The sequence below is a fragment of the Kosakonia sp. AG348 genome (assembly GCF_003337365.1).
Taxonomy (GTDB): domain Bacteria; phylum Pseudomonadota; class Gammaproteobacteria; order Enterobacterales; family Enterobacteriaceae; genus Kosakonia.
In genome coordinates this window covers 85,291-104,804 of the sequence record NZ_QPJR01000012.1, presented here as the reverse complement: position 1 = coordinate 104,804, position 19,514 = coordinate 85,291, and the positions used below count along the sequence as shown (strand labels likewise).

Below are 19,514 nucleotides of genomic sequence, written 5' to 3'. Positions count from 1 at the left end.
TCCTGTGTATAGATGTGTGTAGTATACGCAGGTATTTGCATGCCATCTAGCCAAAATTTGTACAATACCAATACGTGGCGGAGAAAAAGAATTGCCCGCTCAGCGGGCAATATCTTTATCAATATCGTTATCTCGCGACGATAAAGCGCTTATCATCGTCGATGTAGCTCTTTTCATCAGCGGCAGTAACAATCGAACCAAAATTCATTTCTGCGCGCAGCTTCCAGCTTTCCGGGATCTGCCACGCGGCGCGAACATCAAGATCGATTAACGGGTTGTAGTGTTGCAGATTCGCGCCAATGCTCTTTTCCGCCAGCGCCAGCCACACCGCGTACTGGGCGATACCGCTGCTCTGTTCTGACCAGACGGGGAAATTATCGGCATAAGCGATGTACTGACGCTGCAGGTGAGTGACCACTTCCTGATCTTCAAAAAACAGCACGGAACCAGCGGCGGCGGCAAAACCGTCGAGTTTATCGGAGGTGGCGTGAAAGCTCTCTGCCGGGATCACTTTGCGCAGCTGCTCGCGCACCATCTCCCAGAAACGATCGTGCTCTTTACCGAGCAGGATTAGCGCCCGCGAACTCTGCGAGTTAAACGCCGACGGCGCCTGGCGGATGGCCTCTTTAATGATGTCAACCACCTCATCTTCGGCGATGGGCAAATCTTTGCCGAGGGTATAAATGGTTCTGCGTGCTTTGGCGAGCGAGAGGAAGTCGTCCACCGCAACGTGAGCAATCCTCGGTTTTAACTCCGCTTCCAGCAATGCCTGAGGCTTGATGGCAGGTGGTGCGTCATCGGTGCGGGCGAGCGTTGATTTTAATATTTGCTGAAACGGATCCATCAGGTGCGGCTCCTGTCATGAGCGTCAGTGGGGTTAAACGTGTCATTATCAGAGCATAGGCCAGAGCATTTCCATCCTTCAAATAGATGAAAGAAAGCGTGGTATTTGGCGCAAAAAAAAAGAGGTGTCACGGCATCACTCTCGTGATGATGTGGAAAAAGACGAGGCTGTTGAGATAATCCTGAACCATACCTTTCCCTTTTAGGTGATAGATTTTCATCTTACAGGCGAAATAAACTCAATATTATTCAACAATAACCTGAGTAAGGCGGCGTTTAATTTATGAAATAAATGAAAAACGGATATTTAGATCGATGCTGTCAATAATTGATCATGAATTAACCTTTTTCTTTATATGATTTTTTTAACGTTTTAAGACGATCCGCATAGCTAATTTTCCTGTTATTCTTTATTTTAAATAATATTCCTAAAGTATTTTCCAGACTGGTCGATGAATAGAGTTTCGCCAGGCATCGAGGAAAAAAATGAAAACGCAATCATTCGGTCAGGACCTGCCTTTGCACCCGGATCCGCAGGCGACGCAAAATATCCCGATCCCACCTTTTGTCGAGACCATTGCGGTGCGTTTATCCTGGGCCTCATCAGTTGCTGAATCGGAAGCGTATCGCCTGCTCGCGGCACCCTATTATCACGGTGCGGTGACGGCGGAAAACAGAGAACAGCTACTCGCACGCTTTCCTTTTATGGCGGAACTGAATGCGCCTGCGCCGATTGCCGACTATACGATTATGCTGGTCAGCCTGTGGCTTACTATTGAAGAGATGTATCACCGGGGCAAGTTATTGCCGGACGAGATTATGCAGGGATTAATGGCAAAAACGACAACCACGCATTTGCGTGATTGTCGTGAAAATGAAAACGGCTGCATGCAGAATATTCCACAACCGCACGATTAAGTTCACGCCATAACGTTGTAATCGAGAAGGTAGCGTTCCATATAACGGGCAATAACGTTGCGCAGAATTTCATATTTCTTGCGCATCGGATCGCTGCGGTGGAAAATCAGCACCACTTTACGTTTTGGCTCCGGGCTAACGCAGCGAATATAACGAATATTCTCGTTGCCGCCCTGCTGTGTGGAAAGCAGCGGAAAGAAAGAGACGCCGCGATTAAACGCCACACCGCGCCGCAGGGTTTCCAGATGCATGGCGACAAAGCGCGAATCCGGCTCCAGCTCAAATTGATAGCAGTAACGCAGTACCTGGCTATGCAGGCAGTTGCCGTCATCCACCATCAAAATCTTATTATTCTTCAGATGCCCCATATCGATTTCGCTCATTCGCGAATAGGGGTGCTGGTGGCTCACGCCCAGCACCAGCGGTTCGTCGAACAGCGGCAGCTCGACATATTTGCTGGTGTCTTTATTGGAGGTCATGATCGCGCATTTAATGGTGTCCGACTCCAGCATATGCAGCAACTGGTTAGTTTGCGCTTCGTGAATTTCCAGCTCGATTTCCGGGAAATTCTCGCGACACACCGTATTGAGATGAGAAAAAATATAGGGTGCGAGCGTCGGAATAATACCGACATCCAGCGTCTGCATCAGGTTCTGATAATGGCTGCTGCTGGCCATATTTTTCAGCGCTTCAATTTCGCGCAGCACCACCTGGGTTTGCTCAACCAGCCGCAACCCGGTTTGTGTGAAGCGGATCTTACGCGTGGTACGTTCCAGTAACTGCAAGCCCAGCTCATTTTCCAGCTTGCGTAACTGGGCGCTGAGTGTTGGCTGGCTGACATTACACGCTTCGGCAGCGCGCTGAAAATGGCGATGTTTCGCCAGCGCGACAAGGTACTCAAGATTACGGATGTTCATTGTGTTCCCCGGGGCGCAAGTTTCCGTTCTGCTGAGAACCCGCCTGTAACAACATGCTGTGCAAATGACGTGTGATTGTTTTCAACTCAGTCATCAGGTTTTCCCCCTCATGTTTGCACATGAGATTTGATGGTTTTTATTATTCATTTCGCGCTTGAAGCTTCCTGCCTGACTCCTGCGCAATCCCGCGCCGGCATTGTTGCTTTACTACTATTTCGTTTTTAATGAGACGGCAAAAAGCGACAACATGTGCAAAACGGACAAATAATAACCTTCGCCCGGTAGCACAGATGTCTCTATTTGCTGATAGTCGCCCATCGTTAAATCACGCACTGCCAGCATGCCGCCGGACATCGCGTAACTCGCCCGTTCGTCGCCGGAGACACTCACCCACGCAGGCGTCGTGCTGCGGGCATAATTAGCCCAATAATGACGGAAATTCTCCATCGAATGCGCTTGCGTATCGCTGAGGCTTAAATACAGCGGAACGCGAATCGCGTCATAACCAAATCGCGCCGGCCAGTTTTCGGCAGGCATGACTTCACCACTATTCTTAATAAAAATCCAGTCGCTGGGCAGTTGCGGCTTACCGAAGCGCGCTTTATTGAGCAATTCGAGGCTCGACTTTTTTAACTTAAGCCAAATCTCATTATGCCGCTGCCGCCAGAAGCTCTCCCACGCCGGAAAAATAAAATAAGAGGGGTTAACAATATAGCCGTCGTCTTTGGTAAAACCGCTCAGCCCCGGCAGCAAAAGCAGGCGGGAATCTTGCTCAATAATCAGGCAATTGATCAGCGCATCCTGAATATTATTCGAAGCCGCCAGGTAACTCTGATCGTGCCATTTATTACCGGCCAGCAATAAGGCCCAGGCAATCAACGTATCGCCGTCGCTGGCGTTATTTTCGTCCGTCACGTTGTGCGTCTTCGGATCGTAACGCCAGGCAAACAGCCACAGCGACGGGCGTAATAAGGTGTTGCGCGTCCAGCGCCACATTCTTTCAAACGTGGCGGGATCGTCATTCAGTACGGCCAGTAACATGCCATATCCCTGACCTTCCGAATGGCTGATATCGCCATTTTCATGGTCAACAATGCGGCCATCCTGGCTCAGGTAATTCTGCTTAAATAGCACCCAGTTACTGTCCTGGCTGTGGGCTGAAAAAGCGGTCATGGCCAGCGACAGTAACAAACACGGCATGAGCCAGGTGGTTCTTAACATGAGATTTCCTGTGGTAGAGATAGGGCAGTTACCTGCCCAGGCGTTACACCGCTTCAGCGATACGTTCTACGACCTCAGCCACCGGCTTGAGCGCCAGTTCATGCTGCAGCCAGTGGCGGAAAGCCGGGCCAGTCGCGCCGTGGCGCAGGCCGTACTCCACAAACGCTTTCATATAGCCAATTTTGTCCCCGCAGTCGTGTGACTTGCCGGTCAGCGCATAGGCTTCAACCGGCTCACGCGCCAGCAGCATAGCGATCGCATCGGTCAGTTGAATTTCGCCGCCTGCGCCAACCGGCGTTTTATGCAGCAGCGGCCAAATCGCTTTCGACAACACATAGCGACCCACCACCGCCATATCGGATGGCGCTTCATCGACCGGCGGTTTCTCCACCATGCCCTGTACCTGGCCGAAACCACCGGCGGGCAGGTTTTCACCGCCGCAATCCACCACGCCATAGCGCGAAACATCGTCGTGATTAACCTGCTCGATCATTAACTGGCTGGCGCCGGTGAGGGTAAAGCGATTGATCATCGCCGCCAGGTTGTCCTGCGCCATATCGCACTGGCTATCGTCGATCAGCACGTCCGGCAGCACGACGACAAAATCGTTATCGCCAATTAGCGGCTCGGCGCACAGCACCGCGTGACCAAGGCCTTTCGAGTGACCCTGGCGCACATGCATAATGTTCATCCCCGCCGGGCAGATGGTGCGCACCTCTTCCAGCAGCTGGTTTTTCACGCGCGATTCCAGCAAGGACTCCAGCTCAAAAGAGGTGTCGAAGTGGTTTTCTATGGCGTTTTTAGACGAGTGCGTCACCAGCACGATCTCGCGGATCCCGCAGGCGTAGCACTCCTGCACGATATACTGGATAAGCGGCTTATCGACGATGGGTAACATCTCTTTCGGAATAGCCTTGGTTGCCGGAAGCATACGCGTGCCGAGGCCTGCCACTGGGATTACAGCCTTTAACATAGTTATTTCCTGTTTTTTTATTGCTGTTTAAATATCAACACACAACGGTGTTAATGATGCCACCCGATTCATTAATGCCCGGAACCTGGTAGTTAATATAATTATCACCGCCTCGCGCCTTCACTTTATAAAGGGCGGTATCGGCGGCTTTTAAAATGGAAGAAAAATTCGGCCCATGTTCGGGATAACTGGCGACGCCAATACTGACCGATAATTCCACCGTCTGTTGCAGGTACTGCAAATACATCGGCTGGCGGGTGGCTTCGACAATTAATTGCAACACGCCACGCCCGGCAGGTTCATCGACACCTTCAATGTACGTCAGCGCAAATTCATCACCGCCAAGCCTGCCAAGCAGCGTGCCGCGAGAAATGCACTGTTTCACCCGGCTGATAAAACAGCGCAGCACCTCGTCACCGGCGGCGTGACCCAGGTCGTCGTTAATGTTTTTAAAATTATCGAGATCGAGGATGGCCACCACAATCTGCGCGCCGCGCGCATTGGCGGCACGGATTTTCTTGCGGCTGCGAATATAGTAGCCCTGGCGATTCAGCGTTTTGGTTAACGCATCGTTGTGAGCGCGAAAATGTAATTTCTCGCGAATCGCCATGTGCCGGGTAATATCAAAGCCTAACAAAATAAACGCGAATATTTCACCACGCTCATCTCGCTTAGGCATTAAGCGGGTGTCGAGCCAGACAATTTCACCGCTCTTTTTACGCTGGGATATTTCTCCCTGCCAATTATCGCCGGTGGTTTTGGCGATATTTATCGCCGCCGCCAGTGAGATTTCCGTGTCGTCGTCCGCGGTCTGAAACAGCACCTGGCCTGTCACCTCATCCGGCGTAAAGCCGGTGAGCTGATAAAAGAACGGGCTGGCGTGAATTAGCCGCCCGGCGGTGTCGAGCACCAGCGAAACAAAGGCATTATCCTCCATATAATTAACGGCTTCGATTTCAAGTTTCCTGCCTGAAACCATAATTTCATTCACCATGATGATCACCTGATCGTTGATATAGAGTTTTCATGCCTTTGTGTACTTATTCGCCGATGGCGTAGCGGAAAATCAGTACATCTTCCGTGGCGTTGTCTTTCCAGCGTACCGGAACCTGGTTGCCCGCCCCCTGCGATACCAGCCACTGGGAGTAAGCCCCTTCCAGCACATACGCACTGGCACGACGCCAGCCCGCTTCATCGCGGTACTCCGGCGCGTGCGGCCAGGCGCAGTGCAGCAAGATCAGCTCGCGCTGCGCCGGTGCCATATTCACAAAACCCCAGTTGAACAGCTCCAGCACCCGGTTGATGCTGGCTTCCAGTTCGCTCACCGTGGTGGCGTTATCAATGGGATACCACTGAGCCATCATCTGGCCGATGCGTCTCAGGGCGTCGGGATCTTTATCGCCACGGCCTTCGGTGTATTCGTTAAAAAACAGATACACCAGGTCATGCCAGCCAGCCTGATAATTGCGTTGTAAATAAGTGTCCTGATTGCTAAACATCATCTGTCCCACGGGTTATTTATCTTGATCGACGTAATATTTGAAATAAAACAACGCTTTACCTTCGTTATAACTGCCGAAGGTGTCATAGCCTAAGTTCGCACCCAGAGCCAGGTTGTCGCTGAGGTGGTAGCGCGCATCCACGCCCAACGTGTAGCCAATGCCGTTTTTCGAGGTGGCTTTGTAAACCGCATCCACATCGTCATCGTCGCTGGCGTAGCTGTTTAACTGCGACTGCAGGCTGCTGTGGCCGGGGAAATAGTCGCTCTTGCTCTGTTTGTAGGACTGGTAACCCACTGCGCCGTTGAGCGTCAGATCCCAGTCATTAAGATGGCGCGTCAGCGTGACCGGCAGCGAAACCGCCATAAAATCCTGCGGGCTGAAATAACCGCCCTGGCCGAGCGTGTAGTAACTGAGGTTACGGTCAAAGTTCATGTAGTTGACGTTAACCCCGACTTTCAGCTCGCTGTCGGCGGTTTTCCACGGCCGCAAATAGCTGCCCGCCTGCGCGCTCACCGCGTGGTTGGTCGGTACGTTGGTGCCAACATAGGTGTCGAAACCTAATTTGCTGTAAAGCCCGATTAACTCGTTATCCCAGGCGAATTGTGCCGACACGCCGTTACGGGTGATGCCACCCCAACTCTCACCGGTGCTCTTATCCTTCACGCCGACATAAGAGAGCAGGCTGTCGGTCACCGCCCGGCGTTCTGCTTTCAGGTTCAGCGAGCTGTTTTGCGTCAGTTTCGGGTTCCACTCCACGCCGCCCACCAGCCGGGTGAACTCGCCGCCGGTCGGCGTGCTGCCGATATCCAGCTTATAGTTGTCGCCGCTCATGCTGAGGCTGGCGGCAACGCCATTTGCCTGCTGGCTGCCTTGCGAAGTGGCATTCGTCGAGCTGGTGGTGGTTGAAGTGCTTGCCGCCGCTTGCGCCAGTTTTTCCGCATGCTCCAGCGCCCCGGAACCAAAGCGGTTCGCCGCTTCGCCAGACATCTCCCCAGCATTGAGTGACACCGGCGTGATATTCAGGCTCAGGCGCGTGGCGTCGCCAATGGCACCGGAGAGGATCATCGGCGCCTGCACTTCATCCAGCGCGCCAAGGCCGGACTCGCCATTACGGCTACGCAGCGAGACGCCCGCGCTGGTCCACGTGGCGCTCTTTTCCTGTAAATCGCGCATCATGCTGTTGATGCCGCTCATTGCCGTTAACTGCGCCTGGCGCGTCGGCGAGGGCAGGGACATCACGGCGCTGAGTTCGTCGTTGTCGTTCTCATCCCCCTGTTGCAGACGCCACTGGGCGGTGCGCAGCAGCGACATGGCGCGCTGGTTTTCACCGTTAGCGGCGGCGACACGCGCCGCCAACAGCATGTAATCGGCATCCTGGCTTGGCTCAAGCGTAGAGAACGCCCGCCGCGCCGCATCGTTATCGCCACGCGCCAGTGCCAGGTTTACCAGCCCGGTCAGCGCCTGTTTATCGCGCGGGGATTTGCGCAGCACGTACTGGTAGATCTCGGTAGCTTTGTCGTCCATGTGATCGGCCTGGTAAATACGCCCCACCGCCAGCAGCAGATCCGTATTGGTCGGGTTGCGTTGCAGTTCCGGCATGAGCAGATTCCACGCTTTGCCAATTTGTCCTTTTTCCCGCAGGCGGTCGGCGCGGGCGATCAGGCTGCCGGTACGGATATCGTTCATCTCCTGCTGGCTGGTGCCGTTTTGCAGCGCCGGGGCGTTGAGAATGCTCTCCGCTTCGGCGAACTGACCGGCCTGATTGAGGACGCGGATCTGCCCGGCGTAATCGATCACCGAACCGTGCAGCCCCTGCGCCTGGTTTTCCCGCACTAATTGCAGTGCGCCGCTGCTGTCACCGCTTTGCATTAACAGTTCTGCCAGACGGCCAACATCGACCGGGGTTTGCGGCGGGTTACGCTGCAACGCCAGCAGCGAGTTGCGCGCGGCGGCGGCATTGCCGAGCCGTAAATAGTTACGGGCAATATCCAGTTGTTGGTTGGTCTGCACGCGCGTGCTGAGCGCTGTCATATCGGCGCTGTAGCTGCTGCGCGGTACGCGGGCGAGCAGGCTTTGCGCGCGTGACCAGTCGTTCTCTTCGGCGGCGAAAACCGCGGCGGCATACAGCGCTTCTTTGCTGGTATTACTGCGCGTGGTAACGGCGGTCATTACCGTCGCGGCTTGCTGTTTCTGTCCGGCTTTGCGTAAAGCGCGCGCATAGTCGAGTTGCAGCCAGACGTTTTGCGGATATTTACCGGACGCCGCCTGTAAAATTTGCATTGCGCGTGAGCTGTTGCCCGCCTCCAGTGCTGACTGCGCGGCTTTGCGTTCGCCGTCGCCGTTATCGCCAACGGCGGCAAAGCGGGTGCGCAGGCTGGCGGGCAGGGTACGCAGCATGGCGTCCGCTTCGCTTTGCTTGTTTTGCTGCTTTAACACCCACCACAGGCCGGTGCGGATATCGGTGTTTTGTGGACGTTCAGCCAGCAGCTTGCGATAAATCTCTTCCGCTTGCGGCAATTTTCCCTGGCGGCGCAGGATGTCGGCGCGCAGCATCTCCGCCGCCAGTTGTTGACTGTCGTCGTGAGTGTTGCTGCCTTCAAGGCTTGCCAGTGCTTGATCGTAGCTGCCTTTCTGGCTCAGGCTGCGCGCCTGGCCGAGCGCACCGTAAAAGCGAGCGTTATCGGCATCTTTCGCCCACTGCACGTTGTTCGGATTAGTGGTGTCCTCCTGGGCGGCGCGGCGCAGAAATTTTTCCGCATCGCTGAAATTATTCTGTCGCAGCGCGACGTAACCCATCCCGGCCAGCGCGTTGCCGTTATTGGCGCGGGTTTGCAGCGCTTCGGCAAACTTATCTTTCGCGCCGCCTAAGTCGCCGCTGTTTAACGCGTCGAATCCGGCTTTGGTGGCATCGCCTTCCACACTTTTTCGGTAGTGATCCATCGGCGCGCTATCGTCCGGGTGGCGCTGCGCATACGCGGTGTAGGCCGGGAGATCGCCTGCTTTGGCATCGAGCCACAGCAGCGCTTGTTGCAGCGCTTTGTCGGCGTTTTTATCGTCCGGCGCAAGGCGGCTCAACTGTGCGATCCCTTCCCGGCGCGTTGGCTCCTGGTAGGTGAGCGCCATCGCCAGCGCCTGTCTGGTCGGCACATCATCCGGCATCACGCTGGCGCGCTGGCGCATCGCGGCAACCGCTTCTGACCAGCTGGCGCTGTCGCCTGCCATCGTCTGGTAATACTCCAGCGCCACATCGTCCGGCGGCGGATTACCGTTAAACAGCGCACGCCAGGCGGCAATCGCCTCTTTAATCTGCCCACGGCTTGCCAGTTGGCGGGCCGCAGTGAGCTTGTCCTGCGGGATATTACGCAGCGTGCTGGCGCTGTTCAGCGCGTTGAGGCGCGGATCTTGCGGTGAAAGTTCGGCGATTTTTTTCCGCCAGATTTCCGACTGCTGAACATTGCCTTGCTGCAACGAGTAGAGCGCCAGCAGATACATGGCGTCGATATTTTTGTCATCCGCCGCCAGCACTTTTTGCAGCGCGTCGATAGCCATTTCGTCGTGGGCTTTGCTGTGCCAGTAACTGGCCTGCGCCAGCAGTTTTTTCACCGCCGTGTCATTGGCGTTCGCATCCGTACTTTCCGTCGCTGCCGCCGGGTGGCAAGCTCCCAGCAGGCAGAGCAGATAAAAGGCGTGCGTCAGTGGTTTACGCGTATTCATTTCTTCGTCTTATCCTGCAAGCGTTGGTGGGCATGGCGCTGTAACGCGTTAAACAACATCGGGCCGGTGACGGCGGCAATCAGGCAGGTAAGGGCAACCAGCCAGAAGATGTGCTCGCTGGCAAACCACAAGATTTTCATGTAGCCCGGCAGGTTGCCGCTGGTGAACTGCTCGCCCACGCGCCAGCTTCGCACGTCGCCCGCATTGCTGATGGCGGTGAAGTCCCCGCCGGCATTGGCGAGAAATGCCGGTTTGCTCATGTCCGCTGGCAGTAAGGCCAGTTGCTGGTTGTCCGTGCCGGTGGCAATGACCACGACGCGTTGTGCGTTCCACGGCGAGCGCAGGCTCAGCAGGCCACGCCACTGGTTGGTATCAAGCAGGTATTCGGCGGCGTCCATGTCTGTGCGTGGCTGGTCGCCGCTCAGCAGAGACAGCATCCGGTTGATCACGCTGGCGGTCATTACTTCGAGCGTGTTTTCGTTGAGCGTAAAAGCACTGCTTTGCAGCAGGGGCGTGAGCAGTTCACGGTTGCTCAGGCTGCCAATCGCCAGAATGTCGCTGTCAGCAAGCTGCGCTTGTGCCTCTTCCTGCCCCGGCATGCCGGTGTACAGGTGCAGATAATTGACGCTTACGCCGGTATCGCGCCCGGCTTGCGCCATCAGGTTTAGCAGCAACGCAATATCCTCGGCGGACGGGCGTGCTGGCATCAGCACCGTGGTATGCGCCAGGTCGGCATGGCGAGTGAACGGGAACATGGCGCTGCTAAACCAGGCCAGATTGGGTAGCTTGCCAAAGTGCCAGGCGCGGCTGAAATCGAGCGTCGAATCACCGTCAATGCGGCTTTGAATGTTCTCATCCGCCAGCGCGTTACACGGGGCATTTTTCTGCGCCTGCAAGCCAAACCAGAAGCCAAGCTGGTTGTTGCCGAGGATCGCCCGTGGGTCTATGTTCACCACCGCGCTTTGCTGGCGGTGCGACAGACCGAATGCCGCCAGCACAGGCGCCAGCAATCCCTCTTTACTTACCGGCAGGCGTTTGAGGAACTCACCGTTCAGGCTGACATTGAGGAACGATGCCTGATCGTCGATCCAGTTTTTCTGCGCAAAGCTGTAGTTCAGGTGCAGGGGAACGGCAGAACCGTCCCATAAGAACAGATCCGGCGCGGTGCGAAACGGCAACTGATTCTCGCCGTGCCAGACGCCGTGCGCCACCAGCGCGCCTTCATCGCTGAGCAAAGAGCGTATGGCCACCGGACGTTCGGTATTGATCCAGCGCGGAGCATCCCAGGCCGCGCGTTGCGCCACTTTCAGAGGCGGCACATCCAGCGTGTCGCTGTCCGGCAGCCCCGGTATGTTCAGCCGCCAGGCGGCCTGGCGCAGTTGCATGTCGTTATGACCGCTTACGATCAACAGCTTGTATGCCGGGTTTTGTGGGTTGTCGATAACCTGCAATGCGGAGCCGTTGCTCTGCGGAATGGTAACGCCTCCGATGGTCTGGCCGGGTTTGCCAATCAGGATGCCATTGCCCGCAGGCAGGGTGTCGTACTGCACCTCAAAGCGGCTGGGTTTGCCATTACTCAATGCGCCAAACTGCGAGGCGACAATTGCCGACGCGGTGAGTACATCCGCATCCGGCGAGGCCGGATAAGCAATGCTAATCGTCTGGTCTTTGGTCTGCTTCACATCGAAGAACGGGCGCGGGAATGTGCCGAGGGTTTTGCGCACGTTCAGCCATAATCCCTGGTAATTCAACGACGATTCCGGCTGTAACGTCACGTTGTAATCGGCGGGCAGCGCGCGCTGGCAGCTCCAGACGTTATTGATAATGTCGTCACCGGTTTTTAGCTGGAAGCTGAGGTTGTTGCTGGACGCAATCATCGACGCGGGTACATCGAGGCTCCAGGCTCCTTTATCCTGCTGCAACTGATCGAGCGGAATTGCGCCCAGCGGCTGGCCGTTGAGCATCAGTTGCAGATTTTCACCGCTCACATCGCTGCGGTTAACCTGCACATTCAAATTGATATGCGCATTGGTGATCACCAGATCGCCCGGCAGGTTGAACGACACGCCGTTTTGTAACTGCTGGCCGCTGAGGGTTAAACCGCCGGTTGCGCCCATATCGCCAAAGCTGAGCGTGCTGGCAATATCCTGGTTGCTGCTGCCCGCAACGGGTGCAGGTTGCGGCTGCGGTTTTGCGCCTTGCAGCGTGACCGGCAGCGGTAATTCCGGCAGCGCGTCGTCCTGGGCCGTAAAGGCGCAGATCGGGCTGAAGCCGCCCACCAGTAAGGCGGTCAAAGTGAAGGGGTTAAAGCGCATTGTTAACCTCTTCCTGTTTTTTCGCCACGGCGGACATCTGGCTATTAAAGCCACTCACGGTTTTTTTGCGGCCGAAGAACAGCTCATACACGCACTGCAAAATCCCCATAAACGACACCAGCGGGCGGTCTGGCGCATGCGGCGGGCGATACCAGGCATCGGCGCGGGAGAGCACCACGCGCACCAGCTTACGGCGTTCGCTCAGCGCCACGGTGTCGAACTCCAGACGGAGATCGCCCACGCCAGTCCCGGCGGCGCGAATCGGCACATGGGCGATTTCACCGCCCAGCCCCAGCTCGATTTGTACCGGGGTTTTGTGGCTCATATCTTCGCCTTTCACCAGCGCCACGCGCGCGCCGCCCATCGAGATATCAAAGGTGCGGGTCTGCATTTTTGAACCGTCAGAGAACAGCACCGTGACCGGCAAGCGGGCGTAAATACGGATGGTTTTGCGGATCTGCTTGGTCTCTTTCGCCACTGCAATGGAGGCCAGCAAAATAATGGTACTGAACGTGCCCCAGGCGATGTTGAACAGGATCACGCGCGGATCGATACCGGCGTAATCATGCATAAAGTAACGTACGCCAACCCAGATCATGCTGCCCACCATCAACAGGGTGGTGATGATCAAGGGGCGTACCGTGTGGGCATCGAAGTAATCGCGGTCGGTCAGGTCGCCTTTATCGGTAACGTTGAACTTGCCCAGACGCGGTGAAATCAGGCTGAGTAGCGTCGGCAGAATCAGGTGGTACGCCATCACCGTTTCATAAATTTCGCCCCAGAACGCGTAGCGGTAGCGCCCGGTAATACGCGAGTTGACCATTGTCGACAGCACCAGATGTGGCAATACATAGGCGAAAATCAGCGTTGCCGACGACGAAATAATGTTCAGATTGAATAACATAAACACCAGCGGCGAGGTCAGGAACACCACACGCGGCAGGCCATACTGGAAGTGCAGCATGGCGTTGAGATAGCAGATGCGCTGCGTCAGCTTCAGACCGCGCCCTAAGAGCGGGTTGTCGATACGGAAAATCTGCGTCATGCCGCGCGCCCAGCGAATACGCTGGTTAACGTGCAGCGCCAGACGTTCGGTTGCCAGTCCCGCCGCCAGCGGAATATCCAGAAACGCGGTGTTCCAGCCGCGACGCTGTAATTTCAGTGCGGTGTGCGCATCTTCGGTCACGGTTTCCACAGCAAAGCCGCCAACTTCATTGAGCGCGCTACGGCGGATCACTGCGCAGGAGCCGCAGAAGAAGGTGGCGTTCCAGTTGTCATTGCCCTGCTGCACCGGGCCGTAGAACAACGCCCCTTCGTGCGGAACGCGCTTTGCCGCCGTCAGGTTGCGCTCAAACGGATCGAGCGAATAGAAGTGGTGCGGCGTCTGGATCAGCGCCAGTTTATCGTCACGGAAAAACTCGCCAATCGTGGCTTGCAGGAACACGCGCGTTGCCACGTGGTCGCAGTCGAACACGCAGATAAGCTCGCCGTGGGTAATGGTCATCGCGTGGTTGAGATTACCGGCTTTCGCGTGGCTGTTATCCGGGCGGGTAATATACCCAACGCCCGCTTCAGCGGCGAAATCACGGAATTCGTCGCGCTTTCCATCGTCAAGAATATACACCTTCACTTTATCTTGCGGATATTCGATACACTGCGCTGCCAGAACCGTATCGCGAACAACTTCAAGGCTTTCATTATAAGAGGGGACATAAATATCGACGGTCGGCCAGATTGATTTATCTGCCGGTAAAGGCGCAATCGGGCGTTCTAATGGCCACGCCATTTGAATATAGCCCAGCAGTAAAATCGTCCACGAGTAAATTTCTGCGGCAAACAATAAACTGCCGAGCAGCATTTCAACCGTTGAATCAAAATGCAGCGTTGTTGTGGCGCGCCACCAAATATAACGTGTCGACATCAATACGGAGAGGGAAAGCATTGCCAGTACGGCTTTTTTGCTTTTTACTCTTCCCAGAATAAATACCACTGCCATCACGCTAAGGCCAAAAAGGTATTGTTTATCGCTGCTCATGGGAGTAATCACTACCAGCAGCGATAATAACAGCAGTATCAGCGTGAAAATAATCCCGATGATTTTTTTCATGTTGTTATCATCTTGCACAGAAAAGAATAAAGGCATACCGGCGCGACAATGTCTTCCGGTTACCAGTTAAAATTCGTGACGAGACGGATTTATCCGGTCAGTTAAAAATCGTTACTGTTTACCGGGCCGCAGGCCAAGAAAAATCGTGCGTTATTATTACCAGGTGAAGATTTCACATGGCAGAGCGATATTATTTGCCAATAACGGAAAATAACATATCCAGCCGAACTGGATTGCGCTCGCGAACGTCCACCTCCGCCGGGCGGTGAAGGGCAGCCACGCTCTGCAGAATACCGTTAGCCGGTGTGCTAAAGGCGTCAGGCGCGGGGACCGGTACCGGTTTATTTTTAGGCCAGGAAAGGGTGTTAGCCGGGATGCCTGCCGGTGCACTGGCCTGGTTAGCCTCCTTGTGGCTCGCCGGTGTTGTTGCAAGCGCGGCGGCCTGCATATCGTCTTTGACCTCGGATGTGACTGCCGTTGTGGTTACTGCTTGCATTGTTGCACCATCTTCATCACTCATTTCCTGGAAAGAAACACCGGACATCTTCAGTTTTTCAGCCAAAGAACCTAAATCATCATACATAGTATTTGCCTGACTCCGATGTGTTGAATATGCGCTAATATAAGCACGTGGTGGTTGTTTTCTCTTTTATTCGCGAACAAAGGTTACGCGTTAAAACGGACGGGGTGTCGTTAATATTAATTTCCGCATTCCGCTTTAAATGAGAATTTCCTTATATACTGTCGGTGGCGGTCAGTTAAGGTCAAGTGACGTTATCGATAAATAGCCAGACACTTATTAAATGCATCTATGAATGCAACGTTTATTTATTGCTGTGCATCGCGTCGGGGCCGCTAAGTACGCGGGATGGCGAGGGGAAAGAGGTAAATATTATCGCTGTGCGTTACGTCAGTATTTTTATTGATAAGCACGTATAATTAAAATCTCCACAATTAATCCATAATTCTTCATTTTTTGATCGTTTTTAATTGATCGGCATTTACTGCGGTTTCTTTAACGATAAATAACTGTTTATTTATTGAGGTTCTCTATAAATGATATGGCCGCATAATATTACGGCTGGGTGATATTGAACCTGTTATTACTTTCAATTAGGATGTTGCCGAACTCTTCTTTAAGAAAAAAGATTATGCATTCTGAAAATGATATTTTCGGCTCTGAGAATATGCTTGCCGCACTCGAAAATGTTCACGATGCTGTCGTACTGCTGGACAGTACGGAAACCGTGTTTTTCTTTAATCGCGCGGCAGAGAAATTATGGGGCTATCCACGTATTTCAGTGCTGGGCTGTAAGGCCTCGGCCATTCCGTTATTCGGCTCGCTGGATATGCTGCCCGGCGAAATGGAAAGTGAACGTGCGCTGACGGTGATCTCGTCTACCGGCGAGGAGACCTCGCTGGCGGCGACCATCAGTTATGAAGGCGCAAGAGGCGACCGTGCGCCTTGCCGCGTCGTGGTGCATATCGATCAGGAGCGCGTCACTAAGCTTTCCACGTTTGATCGTTTAACCGGGCTGCCCAATCGCAGCGCGCTGCATCACTATATTGATCAGATGATCGCAGGCGACATTCATCAGCGCGCCGCGTTTTTCTTTCTCGATCTCGACCATTTTAAAGATGTGAATGATGCGCTTGGTTACGCCGCCGGGGACAACGTGCTGGTGGCGATAGCGCAGCGTCTGCTGAGTGAATTTTCACGTCAGGGCTTTGTCAGCCACGCCGATAGCGACGCCTTTGTGCTGGTGATCCCGGACTGTGATTACACGCGTGCCACCAGCATTGCGCAGAAGATCCAGGCCCTGTTCCGTATGCCGTTCAATGTCGCCGATCTGGCGCTGAATGTGACGGTCAGTACCGGCATCAGCGTCTACCCGGATCACGGCGCCTCGCGCGATGGCCTGCTTAAACATGCCAACCACGCCTCGCATCTGGCGAAAGCGGCGGCCTCCGGCGGCTATCTGTTTTTCAGCCCGGAGATGAACCAGGTCGATCAGGAACGTTTAAAACTGGCGGCGGCGTTAAAGCTCGCTATCGCCAGTAACCTGCTGCATTTGCACTATCAACCGCAAATATGGCTGAAGAATGGCGAGCTTTATGGGGTTGAGGCGCTGGCGCGCTGGACAGATCCGGTTCTTGGCGATATTCCCCCCGGAAAATTTATCGCCCTGGCCGAGGAGACCGGTGAGATTGAAGCCATTGGCCGCTGGACACTCCATGAAGCTTGCCGCCAGATGGCGGAGTGGCGCAGCAACGGTATTCACGTGCCGGTGGTGTCGGTAAATCTTTCACCCATTAACTTCTATAACAGTAGCCTGCCGCACTATATCAACTATCTGTTGCGCCAGTACCGGATCCCGGCCAGCAGCCTGACCATTGAGATCACCGAAGGGGTGATGATGGATAAGCGCCCGGAAACGATGGAAGTGATTTGCGCGGTGCGCGAGCTCGGCGTTGGCCTGTCGATGGATGATTTCGGCACCGGTTTCTCCTGTCTGTCACGCCTGGCGCACCTGCCTATGACCGAGCTGAAAATTGATCAAAGTTTTATGCGCGATCTCAGCGAAGGCAGCAAAATGAAAGCCATTGCCACCACGGTGGTGAAAATCGGCCAAAGCCTGCACCAGACGGTGGTAGCCGAAGGGGTGGAGACCGAACAGCAGCGTAATCAGCTACGGGATTTGCAGTGCGATATCGCTCAGGGATATCTCTATTCCCGGGCGTTAAATGCCTCGGCGTTGGCAGGGTGGTTACAAAGCCGACATGCAGCGCAATAATAAAAGAAGTGAGTTTGCAAGGTAGCAGCAGTGGCCCAGGCCGCAAGGAGTGCGAGCCGGAATATATCCCCCGTTATCGGGGGATTATTTTATTGTTTTAATAGCCATCTCGCCGATTCAGCTAAAAAACTTCAATACCAGAAGAAATAAGCAAAAGAATAACATTCCCCACGACATCTGGCGGTGCGCCTGGCGCGCCGGGTTGACGCTGGTGGTTTTATTTTTGCGGTTATCGCTATTCATTGTTTTTATAACCCTGCACTAATAACAAACCCGCACCAGGCCTTGCGGCGCGGCGTGGGTGATGAGTAAAGCGTTGTGGCTATACCGCCAAAGTAAATGCGGTAACGTTATTTTTATTTTATAGATAGTATTAATTAATTTGTCTTTATATATAGCTATTGTCTTGCGTGATAAATATCGATGGCGATAATCGGTGAAGAGAAAATATATTAACCGGAAAATTTAAAAAATCCAGGAGTAATTCGCCTTAAGGTAAATCAATTGCTTTAAATAGATACGATCTATAATTGCTTATTGTAATTAAGGTGACGATAAATAAATCGCAGGTTCTGGCCACGTTGCCGAGAGATAAAAAAATAAGCCGCATGAAAAAGTCTGACGAAATCGTGTACAGTGTGGCTATTATTACTTCTGGTGATTGAAAACAGGCTAAGCAGGCGCAAAACCGACATCTCCGAAGCAGAGATGTTGCAGAAAAAAACGCCCAAAGTAAGTATGAATCTTATTCACTTTCATTGGGTTAATGCGCAGCTTTGCAAAACAGATAGATATATTTTTGTGGTGAATATTTCTTGCCTTCACCACGCTGACCAGGCAAGTTGTTGCGCGCATAGCGGGCCATGCGGAACAGAAACCATGAATAATGACAAAAAACGGCTGGATCACCGGGAAGAAGATGCCAAACATCTCTTCGAATTGCTGCACAACAATTCTGACTGGGTGTGGGAAGTCGACGCGCAGGGACGTTATACGTGGTCTTCCGACGTCGTGACGGAATTGCTCGGCGTACCGCCTGACCAGGTGATTGGCAAAACCCCTTTTGATTTTATGCCGCCGGGCGAAGCGGAACGCGTGGCGGGCGCGTTTGGTGCCATTGTGGCGGAGAAGCGCGCGTTTTCTGGCCTGGTCAACCGTAATCAACGCGCCGATGGCAGCATTGTGGTGCTGGAAACCAGCGGCATCCCGCTGTTTGATGAGCAGGGTGAGCTGCGCGGTTATCGCGGTATCGATCGCAATATCTCCAACCTCGGTGAACGGGTGCTGCAACTGGAGACCATTTACGAAACCACGCCGGTGGCGCTGTGTATGATTTACCGCCACGGGCGTCTGGTGATGTCCAACAAGGCGATGGCGAAATTGCTGGGTGAGGCGCTGGAAACAGAGGATCACTTTCAGCGTTTGATGCCTGATTACTGGCCCTTTTTCCTGACGGATTTCGCGCTGGCGGATAAGGGTGAGGCGTTGCCGTCACGCGAGTTGGGCTGGCGCGATCGCTGTTACGATATTCAGGCGGTACCGGTACATGACGCTATGGATATGGTGGTGGGGCTGTCGGTCACCTGGGTCGATATCACCGAACGTCGCCAGGCAGAGCACAAGCTCGCCAGCGCGAATAAAGTGTTACAACAGTACGCGCAACACGATCATCTGACCGGGTTGTTTAACCGGCGCTATATGGATGAGTGTCTGCTTAGCGAGATTTCCCGCGCTTTGCAGGAGGATTTCCCGCTGTCGGTCTGTCTGGCGGATATCGACTATTTCAAAAACTACAACGATACCCAGGGGCATCAGGCCGGGGACGATTGCCTGCGCCTGGTTGCCCGCACGCTCACCTCGTCACCCTTGCGCAGCGGCGATAACGTCAGCCGTTACGGTGGCGAAGAGTTTCTGATTATCCTGCCGGGAACCAACCTGATGCAGGCGATGAATGTCGCCGAAGATGTTCGCGGCAATATCAACGCGCTTAGCGTACCGCACGCGGCTAGCCCGACCGGTTTTTTGACCATCAGTATCGGCGTGGCGACACTGCAAACGGGGCAAGTGCATTTTGAAGATAAACCGTTGCATATGATTGCCAGCGGTCTTATTCACCGGGCCGATACGGCGCTGTATGCCGCGAAAAAACAGGGCCGCAACCAGGTGGTATCGGCGTGGGACAACCCGTTAACATCGCAGGGAGCCTGAT

13 protein-coding genes are annotated in these 19,514 nt (G+C 54.2%); 3 read left to right on the top strand and 10 right to left on the bottom strand.

The features are described from left to right. Positions 1–127: 127 nt before the first annotated feature. Positions 128–844 (bottom strand): nitroreductase family protein, encoded by a 717-nt coding sequence (locus tag DFO56_RS22345; protein WP_082071801.1) that lies wholly within the window; start codon positions 842–844, stop codon positions 128–130. Between the two features lie 485 nt (positions 845–1,329). Here DFO56_RS22345 and DFO56_RS22340 point away from each other — a divergent pair, with 485 nt between their 5' ends. Beyond that, a complete protein-coding gene (locus DFO56_RS22340) occupies positions 1,330–1,761 on the top strand; it encodes a hypothetical protein (protein ID WP_045512538.1) in 432 nt (143 codons plus the stop codon). 2 nt (positions 1,762–1,763) lie between these two features. Here the strand turns inward: DFO56_RS22340 and oxyR are convergent, their stop codons facing one another. The 9 genes from oxyR to DFO56_RS22295 all read right to left on the bottom strand — a co-directional run bounded on the left by oxyR (position 1,764) and on the right by DFO56_RS22295 (position 15,093). Continuing rightward, positions 1,764–2,678: a DNA-binding transcriptional regulator OxyR gene (gene oxyR, locus DFO56_RS22335; protein WP_020455094.1), complete on the bottom strand. Its 915-nt coding sequence runs from the start codon at positions 2,676–2,678 to the stop codon at positions 1,764–1,766. Between the two features lie 210 nt (positions 2,679–2,888). Beyond that, a complete protein-coding gene (locus tag DFO56_RS22330) occupies positions 2,889–3,899 on the bottom strand; it encodes a glycosyl hydrolase family 8 (RefSeq protein WP_052679823.1) in 1,011 nt (336 codons plus the stop codon). A gap of 43 nt (positions 3,900–3,942) precedes the next feature. After that, positions 3,943–4,872, bottom strand: coding sequence for a UTP--glucose-1-phosphate uridylyltransferase GalU (gene galU / locus DFO56_RS22325; protein WP_020455092.1), 930 nt, complete (start codon positions 4,870–4,872; stop codon positions 3,943–3,945). 34 nt (positions 4,873–4,906) lie between these two features. Beyond that, on the bottom strand, positions 4,907–5,866 hold the full coding sequence (locus tag DFO56_RS22320) for a sensor domain-containing diguanylate cyclase (RefSeq protein WP_045512536.1): 960 nt from the start codon (positions 5,864–5,866) through the stop codon (positions 4,907–4,909). A 46-nt stretch (positions 5,867–5,912) separates the two neighbouring features. After that, positions 5,913–6,374, bottom strand: a complete 462-nt coding sequence (bcsD, locus tag DFO56_RS22315; protein ID WP_045512534.1) for a cellulose biosynthesis protein BcsD — start codon at positions 6,372–6,374, stop codon at positions 5,913–5,915. Between the two features lie 12 nt (positions 6,375–6,386). Next, positions 6,387–10,088, bottom strand: a complete 3,702-nt coding sequence (locus DFO56_RS22310; protein ID WP_052679822.1) for a cellulose biosynthesis protein BcsC — start codon at positions 10,086–10,088, stop codon at positions 6,387–6,389. Continuing rightward, positions 10,085–12,403: a cellulose biosynthesis cyclic di-GMP-binding regulatory protein BcsB gene (locus DFO56_RS22305; protein ID WP_045512531.1), complete on the bottom strand. Its 2,319-nt coding sequence runs from the start codon at positions 12,401–12,403 to the stop codon at positions 10,085–10,087. Before DFO56_RS22305 ends, DFO56_RS22310 begins: the two co-directional genes overlap by 4 nt. Continuing rightward, positions 12,393–14,510, bottom strand: coding sequence for a UDP-forming cellulose synthase catalytic subunit (bcsA, locus tag DFO56_RS22300; RefSeq protein WP_082071804.1), 2,118 nt, complete (start codon positions 14,508–14,510; stop codon positions 12,393–12,395). Before bcsA ends, DFO56_RS22305 begins: the two co-directional genes overlap by 11 nt. A gap of 190 nt (positions 14,511–14,700) precedes the next feature. Beyond that, positions 14,701–15,093 carry a hypothetical protein gene (locus DFO56_RS22295; RefSeq protein ID WP_045512529.1) on the bottom strand — a complete coding sequence of 131 codons (393 nt, stop codon included), beginning with the start codon at positions 15,091–15,093 and terminating at the stop codon, positions 14,701–14,703. 568 nt (positions 15,094–15,661) lie between these two features. Here DFO56_RS22295 and DFO56_RS22290 point away from each other — a divergent pair. Then, positions 15,662–17,305 (top strand): EAL domain-containing protein, encoded by a 1,644-nt coding sequence (locus DFO56_RS22290; protein WP_045512527.1) that lies wholly within the window; start codon positions 15,662–15,664, stop codon positions 17,303–17,305. A gap of 879 nt (positions 17,306–18,184) precedes the next feature. Then, on the top strand, positions 18,185–19,513 hold the full coding sequence (locus tag DFO56_RS22285) for a diguanylate cyclase (RefSeq protein ID WP_045512525.1): 1,329 nt from the start codon (positions 18,185–18,187) through the stop codon (positions 19,511–19,513). The last annotated feature ends 1 nt before the right edge of the window (position 19,514 follow it).